This window comes from Allofranklinella schreckenbergeri (assembly GCF_003703475.1).
In the GTDB taxonomy this organism is placed as follows: Bacteria; Pseudomonadota; Gammaproteobacteria; order Burkholderiales; family Burkholderiaceae_C; genus Lampropedia; species Lampropedia schreckenbergeri.
In genome coordinates, this window is the sequence record NZ_RDQM01000002.1 from 74830 (window position 1) to 86889 (window position 12060).

General features: G+C 63.5%; 14 protein-coding genes and 1 pseudogene. 10 read left to right on the forward strand and 5 right to left on the reverse strand.

The window, feature by feature from the left end:
* The first annotated feature begins 45 nt into the window (after positions 1 to 45).
* Positions 46 to 504 carry a hypothetical protein gene (locus EBQ26_RS12555; RefSeq protein WP_147473983.1) on the forward strand — a complete coding sequence of 153 codons (459 nt, stop codon included), beginning with the start codon at positions 46 to 48 and terminating at the stop codon, positions 502 to 504.
* A gap of 26 nt (positions 505 to 530) precedes the next feature.
* Positions 531 to 746 (forward strand): hypothetical protein, encoded by a 216-nt coding sequence (locus EBQ26_RS01870; RefSeq protein WP_122237341.1) that lies wholly within the window; start codon positions 531 to 533, stop codon positions 744 to 746.
* Here EBQ26_RS01870 and EBQ26_RS01875 read toward each other — a convergent pair.
* From EBQ26_RS01875 to EBQ26_RS01895, 5 genes and pseudogenes are all read right to left on the reverse strand, one after another.
* Positions 741 to 905: pseudogene (locus EBQ26_RS01875) on the reverse strand (hypothetical protein); the annotation flags it as partial. The gene EBQ26_RS01870 and the pseudogene EBQ26_RS01875 sit on opposite strands and share 6 nt — an antisense overlap.
* Before the next feature lie 20 nt (positions 906 to 925).
* Complete coding sequence (locus EBQ26_RS01880) at positions 926 to 1105, reverse strand: hypothetical protein (protein ID WP_122237342.1); 180 nt, start codon at positions 1103 to 1105, stop codon at positions 926 to 928.
* Positions 1106 to 1206: 101 nt separating this feature from the next.
* Positions 1207 to 2466, reverse strand: coding sequence for a molybdopterin molybdotransferase MoeA (locus EBQ26_RS01885; RefSeq protein WP_122237343.1), 1260 nt, complete (start codon positions 2464 to 2466; stop codon positions 1207 to 1209).
* Between the two features lie 140 nt (positions 2467 to 2606).
* Entirely contained in the window at positions 2607 to 3734 is a 1128-nt protein-coding gene (gene mobA, locus EBQ26_RS01890; protein WP_238944084.1) for a molybdenum cofactor guanylyltransferase MobA, read from the reverse strand.
* A gap of 22 nt (positions 3735 to 3756) precedes the next feature.
* Positions 3757 to 4005, reverse strand: a complete 249-nt coding sequence (locus EBQ26_RS01895; RefSeq protein WP_122237345.1) for a MoaD/ThiS family protein — start codon at positions 4003 to 4005, stop codon at positions 3757 to 3759.
* Between the two features lie 227 nt (positions 4006 to 4232).
* Between EBQ26_RS01895 and EBQ26_RS01900 the strand changes: the two genes are divergently transcribed.
* From EBQ26_RS01900 to EBQ26_RS01930, 8 genes are all read left to right on the forward strand, one after another.
* Positions 4233 to 5477 carry an MFS transporter gene (locus tag EBQ26_RS01900; RefSeq protein ID WP_122237482.1) on the forward strand — a complete coding sequence of 415 codons (1245 nt, stop codon included), beginning with the start codon at positions 4233 to 4235 and terminating at the stop codon, positions 5475 to 5477.
* A 64-nt stretch (positions 5478 to 5541) separates the two neighbouring features.
* The gene (locus tag EBQ26_RS01905) at positions 5542 to 6924 is read left to right on the forward strand and encodes a NarK family nitrate/nitrite MFS transporter (protein ID WP_122237346.1); all 1383 of its coding nucleotides are present in this window, start codon (positions 5542 to 5544) and stop codon (positions 6922 to 6924) included.
* Positions 6925 to 7168: 244 nt separating this feature from the next.
* On the forward strand, positions 7169 to 8119 hold the full coding sequence (locus EBQ26_RS01910) for an ABC transporter ATP-binding protein (protein ID WP_122237347.1): 951 nt from the start codon (positions 7169 to 7171) through the stop codon (positions 8117 to 8119).
* Between the two features lie 221 nt (positions 8120 to 8340).
* Positions 8341 to 9096, forward strand: a complete 756-nt coding sequence (locus EBQ26_RS01915) for an ABC transporter permease (protein WP_122237483.1) — start codon at positions 8341 to 8343, stop codon at positions 9094 to 9096.
* A gap of 34 nt (positions 9097 to 9130) precedes the next feature.
* Entirely contained in the window at positions 9131 to 9373 is a 243-nt protein-coding gene (locus EBQ26_RS01920) for a BolA family protein (RefSeq protein WP_122237348.1), read from the forward strand.
* A 24-nt stretch (positions 9374 to 9397) separates the two neighbouring features.
* Positions 9398 to 10714: a UDP-N-acetylglucosamine 1-carboxyvinyltransferase gene (gene murA / locus EBQ26_RS01925; RefSeq protein ID WP_122237349.1), complete on the forward strand. Its 1317-nt coding sequence runs from the start codon at positions 9398 to 9400 to the stop codon at positions 10712 to 10714.
* 14 nt (positions 10715 to 10728) lie between these two features.
* Complete coding sequence (locus EBQ26_RS13125; protein WP_275265338.1) at positions 10729 to 10851, forward strand: hypothetical protein; 123 nt, start codon at positions 10729 to 10731, stop codon at positions 10849 to 10851.
* On the forward strand, positions 10848 to 12053 hold the full coding sequence (locus tag EBQ26_RS01930) for a pyridoxal phosphate-dependent aminotransferase (protein ID WP_275265339.1): 1206 nt from the start codon (positions 10848 to 10850) through the stop codon (positions 12051 to 12053). The genes EBQ26_RS13125 and EBQ26_RS01930 overlap by 4 nt, the downstream gene beginning before the upstream one ends.
* Positions 12054 to 12060: the final 7 nt, after the last annotated feature.

Genomic DNA, 12060 nt, shown 5'->3' on the forward strand with positions numbered 1-12060 from the left:
GCTTCAAATCATGGATTGGCTCGGGCCCTGTTTGGCAAATGGCTGATGGCTTTGGTCATGGCGGCTGTCTTGCATGGCTGCGCGCTTGTTCGCTATTCCCAATCGGTGCGGTTAATGGAGTTTGAGCAAGGGTCTCACAGCGTGTCATTGCACCATGATGGGCTGTACCGGGGCGAGCAGCAATTGCTGTTTGTATTCAAGAGCCATGATTGCACGCAAACTCCGAAAGGCGAGGTTTGGGTGCAGCTTGCCGATCGGCAGGGCCTTGTTTTCGCAGAGGAAAAATTCGGCTTTGCCGATCTGGTCTGGGTGCAGGCTCAGCGGTGCACGCCCATCGCTTTTTTGCGCAATGAAAAAGGGCATCCCTTGAGCTTTTTCTCGAATGACGGGTTTTTGCAAATTTCTGTAGCTGTTTCCGGTTTTGAGGCAGAAGAAGGGGTTTCCCTGGTGATCTGGAGTGCGGCCAGCTCCCTGTTGCATCCGCAGTGGGCGGTGCGGGAGTGAAATTTGCCATTTCGAGGAATGAAGTCATGAAACGCCAATTCGCAAAAAACATGCAGGCCAGATGCCTGGCTGCAATCGAATTGCTTGGGGCGATTGTGGGGGAGCTGGAAAACTCCGGGTGCGATGCGGCCGGTCAGGAAAAAATCAAGCGTGCGGCTGGGGTCTTGATTGGAGAGATTGAAGTCGGTTCGCTTTCAATCATTTATGAAAACCATCCGGATTTGGATGGCTTGGGTTCATGACTCGATGGATTGAATATCCTGGGGTGAGGCGTTTTCCCGATAACCCTGCGGCCATTGCGGGGCGCAGCCCCAGTGGCGTTGGCGGCTGGTGTGGCCAATGCCGGGGTTGAAGCTGTTGGTGAGGTCAAGCGCGCGGTAGTGGGAGGCCAGGGCGGGTTTGCGGCACGCGCCATTGCTCTTCAGCAGGGGGCACGGTGCCCGGCTGCACCACGGCCAGCACCCGGCCCTCGCCCGCCGGTGCGGTGGCCTTTGCGAAAGCGGCGTGTGTCCTGCTCGCCGGTCAGGGCGTGTTGCGGGCCGACGATGGTGCTCAACCGGGCCAGCAGCGTGGCGGCATCGGGCTGGGAGGCGGCAATCATGGTGGCTGCCCTGTTGTTTTACAATCCAAAAGTAAAATTTATTATATTTATATCATGCCTAAAAAGGTTGTTTTTATTCCTTTTGATTTGTAATTTTAGGGTCAGAAACGCTCTGTCAGCGGATAAACCGTGAGCATTTGCCCCGGCTCAATGCGCATGCCGGGCGGGATTTCGGCCAGCGCCTGGGCAAAGGCTGCGCCGCTGAGCATGGCCGAGCCTTGTCGGCCCAGCGGCTGGGCGTGGTAGCCATCGGCCTGGCTTTGCAGGTTCACGCGCAGGAATTCGCGGCGCGGCTCGGCTTTGTGGCGGGTGAAGGCGGCTTTGGCCTGCAATTGCCAGGGGCGGGCCTGGGCTTGGGGCAGGCCCGCCAGGCGTTGCAGTGCGGGCAGGGCCAGTTGCTGGAAGGTCACGAGGCTGGAGACGGGGTTGCCCGGCAGCATGAACACGCGGCACAGGCGGCCGCCTTCTTGCGGGATGTGGCCCCAGGTGAAGGGTTTGCCGGGTTTGATGAACAGCCGCCAGTGGATCAGCTCGCCCACGGCGGTGAGGGCGGTTTTGAGGTGATCTTCCTCCCCCACGGAGACGCCGCCCGAGCACAGGATGGCATCGGCCGTGCGCGCCGCTTGCGCCAGCGCCTGCTGCGTGGGGGCGAGGCGGTCGGGCAGGATGCCGCCGTCGGTGACGGCAAAGCCCAGCGTGCGCAGCCAGTTCAGCAGCATGAGGCGGTTGCTGTCGTAAATCTGGCCTTCGCGCAGGGGCTGGCCTGGCTCGGCCAGTTCGTTGCCGCTGGAGAACACCGTCACGCGCAATTGCGGCACGCACGGGGCCTGGGCATAGCCCTGGGCGGCGAGCAGGCCGATGGCGGCGGGGGTGAGGCGCTGGTGGGCGGCCAGCAGCGGCTCGCCGGCGCGCAGCTCCTCGGCCTGGCGGCGGATGTTTTGCCCTTCGGCCACTGCGGGGCGTGTGCCATCGGCGCCGGGGCGCAGGCGGATGCAAGGCGGCGCGCCCGCGGCTTCCTCGCGCTCGACATGCTCTTGCATCAGCACGGCGGTAGCGCCTTGCGGCACGGGTGCGCCGGTGAAGATGCGCGCGGCCTGGCCGGGTTCGAGCCGCAACTGCGCGCCCGCATCACCTGCGGCAATGCGTTGCACCACTTGCCAGCTTGGGCAGTCGTTGCCGCAAATGGCGTAGCCATCCATGGCGCTGTTGTCGAAGGCGGGCACGTCGTGCACCACCCGCACTTCGCGCGCCAGCACGCGTTGGTGCAAATGCGCCAGCGGCACGGCGTCTTCGCCCGGCAGGGGCGTGTGGGTTTGCAGCAGGGTGGCCAGAGCGTCGTGGTAGTCGAGGAGGTCGGACATGGGCGGATACGCGAAAGGGTTGCAAAAAGGCGGCGCAAGGGCAGAGCGTGCGTGGCGCGATTGATTTCAAATCATGGAAAAATCCATTTGATTTCCATGTTGCCGAAATGGCGTGATTTTGTTTCTTTTTGATTGGTAATTCAAGCCTCTGCGCGGTGCAATTGCGCCAGCGCTTGCCGGTCGTTGACGTTGACGAAGGCCGCATCGTCGTCGAAATGGACGGTGGCGCAGCCGTGTGCAGACAGCCAGGCGCGCAGGCTCAAGCCCGCCTTGCTTGCATGCTGTGCCTTGAGGTGCTGTAGCAGGCTGATATACAGCCCCGGGCGGAACAGGAGGATGCTGGGGTGCAGGCTGCTTGCTGTGGCGGCCATGGCGGCAGGGGGGGCGCCGGGGGCGAACAGGGCCTGGGCCAGCCGGTGCGTCAAATCGGCCGGCAGGCGCGGCGTGTCGCAGGGCACGACGAGGATGGCATCCAGATCGGGCGGCAGGTGTGGCGTGGCGCTGGCAATGCCTGCCAGTGGGCCTAGCCCCTGGTATTCGGGCGCATCGGTCACAACGGCAAAGCCCAGGGCGCGGTAGGCGTCCAGATCGTGGTTGGCGCTGATGGCCAGGGCTTGCACTTGCGGGCGCAGGGCGTCGATGACGTGCTGCACCAGCGGGCGGCCATCAAGCGGTTGCAGGCCCTTGTTGACGTAGCCCATGCGGCTGCCCTGGCCGCCGGCGAGCACCAGCGCGCCCATGCGGCGCTGGGCCAGCAGGGCAGCGGGGGCGGCATCGCCGCGCTGCGCCCAGCGCTGCTGCGCCTGCTGGTCGCTGGCCTTGGCCTGCACCCAATGGGCGCTGCCGTCGGCAAAGCATTCCTGCTTCCAGAAGGGAGCCTCGGTCTTGAGGTAATCCATGATGAAGACGTTGGCTTCGTACGCATCGCGGCGGTGCGCGCTGTGGGTGGTGACCATCACGATGTCTTCCCCCGCCGCAATGGGGCCAACGCGGTGGGTGACGTGCGCGCCCTGCAAGGCCCAGCGCTGGCGCGCCAGGGCGATGATGCGTTCGATTTCGCTTTCGGTCACGCCGGGGAAGTGCTCCAGCACCAGATGGCTGAGCGCGGTGGCATTGCGTGCGTCGTTGCGCACTTTGCCGATAAAGCGCACTTCGGCGCCGCTGGCGTGGCCGGGCAGGGCAGGGCGGTGGGCGGCGGGGTCGAGCGGCTCGGTCTGGATGCGCACGCTGAAGGGCTGTGCCAGGGAGGGGGCCAAGGGGGCTGTCAAGGGCTGCTGTGCAGGCATGCCATCACCCCCCGGTCACTGGCGGCAGGATGGCGATTTGGTCGCCGTCCGCAATGGGCGCGCACGCGTGCATCAATTGCTGGTTGATGGCGATCTTGAAGATGCGCTGCGGTTGCAGGGCCTGCTGCCAGTCGGGGCCGCGCTCGCGCAGCAGGGCCAGCAAATCGTCGGTGGTGCCGCCGCTCCAGGGCAGGGTTTCCGTGCCTGCGGGCTGCAATTGTTTCAAAGCGCCAAAGTATTGGATGGTAATCATGGGGATATCCGGGGGTGGGCCAATGGCGCGGCAGTGTAACAAGCGGCCTTGGAGTGGCCTGCGCACCTCGCCTTGTGCAGTGTGACTAGCTAATCTGGCGGGGCGCTTATCCATCAGACGGGCAATTGGCAGTGTGGTTGCAAAAGCCTACCCTTGGTAACGTTTTTCAACTACAAGGAGCCGCGATGGCCGAAACCCCAATCAGAGATCCAGGCAATGCCAAAGCCATGAGCGTGCTGATCGCCAGCACGGTCGCGTTCACCGTCTGCTTCATGGTGTGGATGGTGTTTGCCGTGCTGGGTATTCCCATCAAGAACCAACTGAATCTGACCGAAACCCAGTTCGGCTTGCTTGCGGCCACGCCGGTGCTCACCGGCTCGCTGGTGCGTGTGCCTTTGGGGATTTGGACGGATCGCTACGGCGGGCGCATCGTCTTCTTCCTGATCATGATCGTTTCGGTCATTCCCGTGTATCTGCTGGCCTATGCCACCGAGTTCTGGCAGTTTCTGGTGCTGGGGCTGTTTGTGGGGCTGGTGGGCGGCTCGTTCTCGGTGGGCACGCCTTATGTGGCGCGCTGGTTCTCGCGCGATCGCCAGGGTTTGGCCATGGGCGTGTTTGGTGCGGGCAATGCCGGCTCGTCGCTGACCAAAATGCTGGCCCCTTGGCTGATCGCCGTGGCGGGCGGCGCGGCGGTGGCCAATTCCTGGACCATCGTGCCCAAGGTTTATGCGGCGATTTTGCTGGGTACGGCGATCTTGTTCTGGCTGTTCTCGGCCACCAACCCCAACCACCTGGTCACGGGCAGCAAGGCGAGCTTTTCGCAGCAATTGGCTTTGCTGAAAGATCCGCGCGTGCTGCGCTACTGCCAGTATTACTCGGTGGTGTTCGGCGGCTATGTGGCCCTGGCGCTGTGGATGACCAAGTACTACATGGGCGAGTACGAGTTCTCGCTGGAGCTGGCGGCCCTGCTGGCGGTGTGCTTCTCGCTGCCCGGCGGCGTGCTGCGCGCCATTGGCGGCTGGATGTCCGACCGCTATGGCGCTTACAAGACGACGTGGTGGGTGATGTGGGTGATCTGGGTGTGCTGCTTCATCCTCAGCTACCCGCCCACGGACTTCACCATGAAGGGCGTCAATGGCCCCATCACCATGCACATTGGCCTCAATGCCTGGGTGTTTACGGTGCTGCTGTTCATCGTGGGTATTGCGATGGCGATTGGCAAAGCCTCGGTGTTCAAGTTCATCTCCGATGAGTTCACCGACAACATCGGCGCGGTTTCCGGCATCGTGGGCTTGGCTGGCGGCCTGGGTGGTTTCATCCTGCCCATCATGTTCGGCGCGCTGCTGGATTGGACGGGCATTCGCTCCAGCGCCTTCATGCTGCTGTATGGCACGGTGTGCGTATCGCTGATTTGCATGCACTACAGCTTCCGTCCCGAGATCGCCAAATCCGCGGCGCAGGCTTCTGCCTGATCGATTGGGCTGCCTGCGCGCACAGCAGGCAGCTTTTTTTTCTCTCCTGGAAAGAGCATTCCCCATGTCCTATTTGATTCAAGACTGGCGGCCAGAAGACAAGGACTTCTGGCAAAGCACCGGCAAGAAAATCGCCAACCGCAATTTGTGGATCTCCATTCCCGCGCTGCTGCTGGCCTTTGCCATGTGGCAGGTCTGGAGCGTGGCGGTGATCAACCTGCCCAACATCGGCTTCAAATACACCGAGAACCAACTGTTCTGGCTGGCCGCGCTGCCTGCGCTCTCGGGCGCGACGCTGCGGATTTTCTATTCCTTCATGGTGCCCATCTTCGGCGGGCGCAAGTGGACGGCGCTGTCCACTGCCAGCTTGCTGCTGCCCGCCATCGGCCTGGGCTTTGCCGTGCAAAACCCCGATACCAGCTACGTCACCATGGTCATTCTGGCCTTGTTGTGCGGCTTTGGCGGGGGCAACTTCTCCTCCAGCATGGCCAACATCAGCTTTTTCTTCCCCAAGGCGGAGAAGGGCACGGCGCTGGGCCTGAATGCGGGCCTGGGCAACCTGGGCGTGTCCACCGTGCAGTTCGTGGTGCCGCTGATCATCACCGCAGGCGTGTTCGGCGCGCTCGGCGGCGAGGCGCAGACCTGGACCAAGGGCGATGTGACCAAGCAAATCTGGCTGCAAAACGCGGGCTTTATCTGGGTGCCATTCATCATCCTCTCCACCCTGGCGGCCTGGTTTGGCATGAACGATCTGGCTTCGGCCAAGGCCAGCTTTGCCGAGCAGGCCGTGATCTTCAAGCGCAAGCACAACTGGATCATGTGCATTCTGTATCTGGGCACCTTCGGCTCCTTCATCGGCTTTGCGGCGGGCTTTCCCATGCTCATCAAAAGCCAGTTCACCGGCATTGACCCGGTGAAATACGCCTTCCTCGGCCCCTTGGTCGGCGCGCTGGTGCGCCCCATTGGCGGCTGGATTTCGGACAAGATCAAAAGCGGCGCCATCGTCACGCAAATCGTCTTCATGGGCATGATCGTGGCCGTTTTCGGCGTGATCTTCTTTTTGCCCAGCAACGGCCAGGGCGGCAACTTCTGGGGCTTTTTCGTGTGCTTTCTGGTGCTGTTCGCGCTCACGGGCATTGGCAACGGCTCGACCTTCATGCAAGTGCCGGTGATCTTTTTGAACATGCACCAGAAGTTTGCCGAGCAAGGCAAGGTTTCCGTGGAGCAAGCCCGTCTGGACGCCACCAAGGAAGGCGCGGCCGTGATCGGCTTCACCGCAGCGTTTGCAGCCTACGGCGGCTTTTTCATCCCCAAGAGCTATGGCACCTCTATCGCCGCCACGGGCAGCGTCAACGCCGCGCTCTACGGCTTCATCGCCTTCTACGCCATCTGCGCCGCGCTGAACTGGTGGTACTACACCCGCAAGGGCGCCGAAGCGCGCTGCTGATGTAGCCCCCGCAGGGCGGGAGAAAGAAAGCCTGGGTCTTGCAAGCCCAGGCTTTTTTTAGTTCAAAAGAAAAAAATTTGCACATTTTTGGCAAATTATTTATGGAGTGTATTTTTCTTTGATCTGGATTGATGCCGGGGAGTCAACCGCTTTGCCACGCCGTCTTGGCATCTTGGCGTACACTGCGCGGCTTGTTCAGTACCGCTACGCCCAACCGCCCCCAGGCGGTTTTTTTGTTCCCGCCATGCCAGCAGCCGTTTCCTTCCAGTCTGTCAGTAAAACCTATGCCACGCCCGCCGGGCCGTTTCAGGCGTTGCGCGACATCAATCTGGAGGTGCGCGAGGGCGAGTTTCTCGGTCTGCTTGGCCCCAATGGGGCGGGCAAGACTTCGCTGATCGGCATTTTGGGCGGGCTGGTGCGGCCCAGCGCGGGGACGGTGCGGGTGCAGGGCTTTGACGTGCAGCGCGAGCCGGCGCAAACGCGCCAGCGCCTGGGTATCGTGCCGCAGGAGCTGGTGTTCGATCCGTTTTTCTCCGTGCGCGAAACGCTGCGTTTTCAGTCCGGCTATTTCGGCATCCGCCACAACGACGATTGGATCGACTCCCTGCTGCACCACCTGGGGCTGACGGACAAGGCCAATGCCAACATGCGCCAGCTCTCGGGCGGCATGAAGCGGCGGGTGATGGTGGCGCAGGCGCTGGTGCACAAGCCGCCGGTGATCGTGCTCGATGAGCCGACGGCCGGGGTGGATGTGGAGCTGCGCCAGATGCTGTGGCACTTCATCGAGCAGCTCAACCGCGAGGGCCACACGGTGCTGCTGACCACGCATTACCTGGAGGAGGCCGAAGCGCTGTGCCAGCGCATTGCCATGCTGCGCGGCGGCCGCCTGATTGCGCTGGAGGAGACGGGCGATTTGCTCGCGCGGCTGAGCCAGAGCGTGTTGCAGTTCAAAACCCAGCAGGCGCTGCCGCCCGCGCTGGCCGCGCGCGCCAGGGTGACGGGGCGCACGGTGCAAATCCCCACCGGCCAGCCGCAGGGCAGCGCGCAGGCGGTGGAGGAGATCCTCAACCAACTGCGCCAGGCGGGCGTGCAGATTGAGGAGATGGAAATCCGCCGCGCGCATTTGGAGGATGTGTTTATCGCCTTGATGCAGCAGGAGCGCCAGGATCAGGCTGCGCCAGCGGCACAGGGGTAAGTGCAAATCCAATTTTTTCCACATCAAAGGAATAAAAATAAGCCTGTTTCGGCATGATGATATTAATGCTGTATTTCTTTTGATTTGTTTGATTGGTTTTATCGGTTGAAATTGCTATGTCTGAGCCAGTTTTGAAGGACGATGCCTCCACCGCCGCCGCCCAGCGGCAAGCCAGCCTGGCCCTTGCGCCCGGGCAGCGCGCCACCTCCTGGCGTGCCACGTTGTGGGGGTGGTACACGCTGTTTCTCAAGGAAATCCTGCGCTTTTGGCGCGTGGCGCTGCAAACCATTGCGGCGCCGGTGCTCTCCACCGTGCTGTATTTGCTGATCTTCAACCACGTGCTCGATGGCCGCGCCGATGTGTACGGCGGCATGGCCTACGCGCGTTTTCTCATCCCCGGCCTGGCGATGATGGCGATTTTGAACAACGCCTTTGCCAACAGCTCCTCCAGCCTGATTCAGAGCAAGATCACCGGCAGCCTGACGTTTTTGCTGCTCACGCCGCTGTCGCACCGCGCCTGGTTTGCCGCCTACATCGCCTCGAGCATCTTGCGCGCGCTGGTGGTGGGCGCGTGCGTGCTGCTGGTCACGCCGTTTTTCACCGAGCTGCAATTGCCCCATCCATTCTGGGCGCTGGCCTTTGCCCTCATCGGCGCGGGGCTGCTGGGCACGCTGGGGCTGATTGCCGGGCTGTGGGCGGATAAGTTCGACCAGCTCGCCGCGTTCCAGAACTTTCTCATCATGCCCATGACGTTTCTCTCCGGCGTGTTCTATTCCATCCACTCGCTGCCCGCGCTGTGGCAGCAAATCAGCCACCTCAACCCCTTCTTTTATCTGATCGACGGCTTTCGCTACGGCTTTCTCGGGCAGGGCGATTTCTCCCCCTGGCTGAGCCTGGGCATCACGCTGGCGGTCTGGGCCGCCACGGCGGCGCTGGCCCTGGGCATGCTCAGGAATGGCTATAAGATTCGCGGCTGATTTTTGATTTCCCCCACACAGACTCTCATCCCCCATGACCGCAGAAGACATCCGCGCCCTCATCGAGCAAGGCATCGCTTGCCAGCACATCGAGCTTGAGGGCGATGGCCGCCACTGGTTTGCCACCATTGTTTCGCCCGAGTTCGAAGGGCTGATGCGCATCCAGCGGCACAAAAAGGTCTATGCCACGCTGGGCAACCGCATGCATACCGACGAGCTGCACGCCCTCTCCATGAAAACCCTCACGCCCGCCGAGTGGCAAGCCCAACAGGCCTAACCGCGCCCCGGGAGCAAGCGACGCATGTCTGCCGAACAACTCATCGTCCGCGGCGGCCGCCCCCTGCATGGGCAAGTGGCCATCTCCGGCGCAAAAAACGCCGCGCTGCCCCTGCTGTGCGCCAGCTTGCTGACCAGCGAGCCGGTCGTGCTGCGCAACGTCCCCCGCCTGCAAGATGTGGACACCATGCTGCAACTGCTGCAATGCGTGGGCGTGCAAGTGCGCCACGAAGGCAGCGCGCGCAGCGCCGACGTGCTGGATGTGGCCTCCACCGCCTACCTGCACGCAGAGCACCTGGGCCAGCCGCATGCGCCCTATGAGCTGGTGCGCAGCATGCGCGCTTCCATCCTCGCGCTGGGCCCGCTGATGGCGCGGCTGGGGCAGGCCATCGTGGCGCTGCCCGGCGGCTGTGCCATCGGCTCGCGCCCGGTGGAGCAGCACATCCGTGGCCTGCAAGCCATGGGCGCGCAAATCCAGATCGAGCACGGCAACATCGTCGCCTCCCTGCCGCCGGGGCAAAGCCGCCTCAAGGGCGCGCACATCACCACGGAGATGATCACCGTCACCGGCACGGAAAACCTGCTCATGGCCGCCACCCTGGCCGAAGGCGAAACGGTGCTGACCAATGCGGCGCAAGAGCCGGAGGTGATCGACCTGGCCGAAATGCTCATCGCCATGGGCGCGCGCATCGAAGGGCACGGCACGGGCGTGATCCGCATCCAGGGCGTGGAGCGCCTGCACGGCTGCACCCATGACGTGGTGGCCGACCGCATCGAGGCGGGCACTTTCCTCTGCGCCGTCGCTGCCACGGGCGGCGATGTGCTGCTGCGCAACGCCCGCGCCGAGCATTTGCATGCCGTGCTGGACAAGCTCACCGAAGCGGGCGTGGCCATCGAGGTGCAGCCCGAAGGCATCCGCGTGCGCAGCCCCGGCGCGGCCAGCGGCCAATTGACGGCGCAGAGCTTTCGCACCACCGAATACCCCGGCTTTCCCACCGACATGCAGGCGCAGTTCATGGCGTTCAACTGCGTGGCCAAGGGCAGCAGCACCGTGACCGAGACGATTTTCGAAAACCGCTTCATGCACGTGGGCGAGCTGGCCCGCCTGGGCGCGCACATCCAGGCCGATGGCAAGGTCGCCGTCATCGAAGGCGGCGCAAAGCTTGGCGGCGCATCGGTCAGCTCCACCGACTTGCGCGCTTCGGCCTGCCTGGTCATCGCAGGCCTGGTGGCCGAAGGCGAAACCCGCGTGGCTGAGCTGCACCACCTCGACCGCGGCTACGACAGCATCGAAGCCAAACTGCGCGCCCTGGGCGCCGATATCGAGCGCGTGGCGGCTTGACACTGCCCAAGCGCGTGGCTGCCCAAGCGCTGGATGGCCTGCAAGGCGGCAAGCCATTGGTTTTCCAAATGAAGAAAATCAGCTTGATGCCCATCAAGCCGAAACAAGGCTGTTTTATTTCCTTTGATTTGTCATGATTGCCGCCCAGCCCGCCACCCCAGCCACCCCAGCCACCTTTTCCACCCCCGCCATGGCATCGCGCCTGCCCGGCGTGGGCACGACCATTTTTTCCGTCATGTCGGCGCTGGCCGCCCAGCACCAGGCCGTCAACCTCGGCCAGGGCTTTCCCGATTTCGATTGCGATGCGACGCTGGTCGATGCCGTGGCCCAGGCCATGCGCGCCGGGCACAACCAATACCCGCCCATGCCCGGCGTGCCCGCCTTGCGCCAGGCCATTGCCGCGCAGTTGCAAACGCTCTACGGCCACGCGTACGACGCCGAGCGCGAAATCACCATCACCGCCGGGGCCACGCAAGCCATCCTCACCGCCTTGCTTTGCTGCGCCGGGCCGGGCGATGAAGTCATCGTGCTGGAGCCGTGCTACGACTGTTATCTGCCCGCCATCGCCCTGGCCGGGGCCACCGCCGTGCGCGTGCCGCTCACGCCCGGGAGCTTTCGGCCCGATTTCGACCGCATCGCCGCCGCGCTGGGGCCGCGCACGCGCGCGCTCATCCTCAACACGCCGCACAACCCCAGCGGCACCGTCTGGAGCGCGGCCGACATGCAACGCCTGGCCGAGCTGCTGGCGCCCACCAACGCGCTGCTCATCAGCGACGAGGTGTATGAGCACATGGTGTACGCCCCGCTGCGGCACGAAAGCGTGGCGCGCCACCCGGCGCTGGCCGCGCGCGCGTTCGTGATTGGCAGCTTTGGCAAGACTTTTCACGTCACCGGCTGGAAGGTGGGCTACGTCGCCGCCCCCGCGCCCCTGAGCGCCGAGCTGCGCAAGGTGCACCAGTTCAACGTCTTTACCGTCAACACCCCCATGCAGCATGGGCTGGCGGCGTATTTGCGCGATCCGGCGCCGTATCTGAACCTGCCCGCGTTTTACGCTGCCAAGCGCGATGCCTTCCGCGCCGGGCTGGCGCAAACGCGCTTTCGCCTGCTGCCTTGTGAGGGCACTTACTTCCAGTGCGCCAGCATCGCCGAGCTGGCCGTGCCCGAGCGCGATTTGCCCGAAGACCAGTTCTGCCAATGGCTGACGCGCGAAATCGGCGTAGCGGCCATCCCCCTCTCGGCCTTTTACGCCGATGGCTTCGACCAAAAGGTGGTGCGCTTTTGCTTTGCCAAGCAAGAGGCCACGCTGGCCGAGGCGCTGCGGCGGCTGGCGCGCTTGTAAAAAGCGC

Excerpts from the sequence above, each read along its gene's own strand:
- EBQ26_RS01920 (WP_122237348.1), top strand. The coding sequence starts at position 9,131 with ATGACCGCAGAAGACATCCGCGCCCTCATCGAGCAAGGCATCGCTTGC.
- EBQ26_RS01895 (WP_122237345.1), bottom strand. The coding sequence starts at position 4,005 with ATGATTACCATCCAATACTTTGGCGCTTTGAAACAATTGCAGCCCGCA.
- EBQ26_RS01930 (WP_275265339.1), top strand. The coding sequence starts at position 10,848 with ATGATTGCCGCCCAGCCCGCCACCCCAGCCACCCCAGCCACCTTTTCC.
- murA (WP_122237349.1), top strand. The coding sequence starts at position 9,398 with ATGTCTGCCGAACAACTCATCGTCCGCGGCGGCCGCCCCCTGCATGGG.
- EBQ26_RS12555 (WP_147473983.1), top strand. The coding sequence starts at position 46 with ATGGCTTTGGTCATGGCGGCTGTCTTGCATGGCTGCGCGCTTGTTCGC.
- EBQ26_RS01880 (WP_122237342.1), bottom strand. The coding sequence starts at position 1,105 with ATGATTGCCGCCTCCCAGCCCGATGCCGCCACGCTGCTGGCCCGGTTG.
- EBQ26_RS01885 (WP_122237343.1), bottom strand. The coding sequence starts at position 2,466 with ATGTCCGACCTCCTCGACTACCACGACGCTCTGGCCACCCTGCTGCAA.
- EBQ26_RS01910 (WP_122237347.1), top strand. The coding sequence starts at position 7,169 with ATGCCAGCAGCCGTTTCCTTCCAGTCTGTCAGTAAAACCTATGCCACG.
- EBQ26_RS01900 (WP_122237482.1), top strand. The coding sequence starts at position 4,233 with ATGAGCGTGCTGATCGCCAGCACGGTCGCGTTCACCGTCTGCTTCATG.
- EBQ26_RS01905 (WP_122237346.1), top strand. The coding sequence starts at position 5,542 with ATGTCCTATTTGATTCAAGACTGGCGGCCAGAAGACAAGGACTTCTGG.
- EBQ26_RS01870 (WP_122237341.1), top strand. The coding sequence starts at position 531 with ATGAAACGCCAATTCGCAAAAAACATGCAGGCCAGATGCCTGGCTGCA.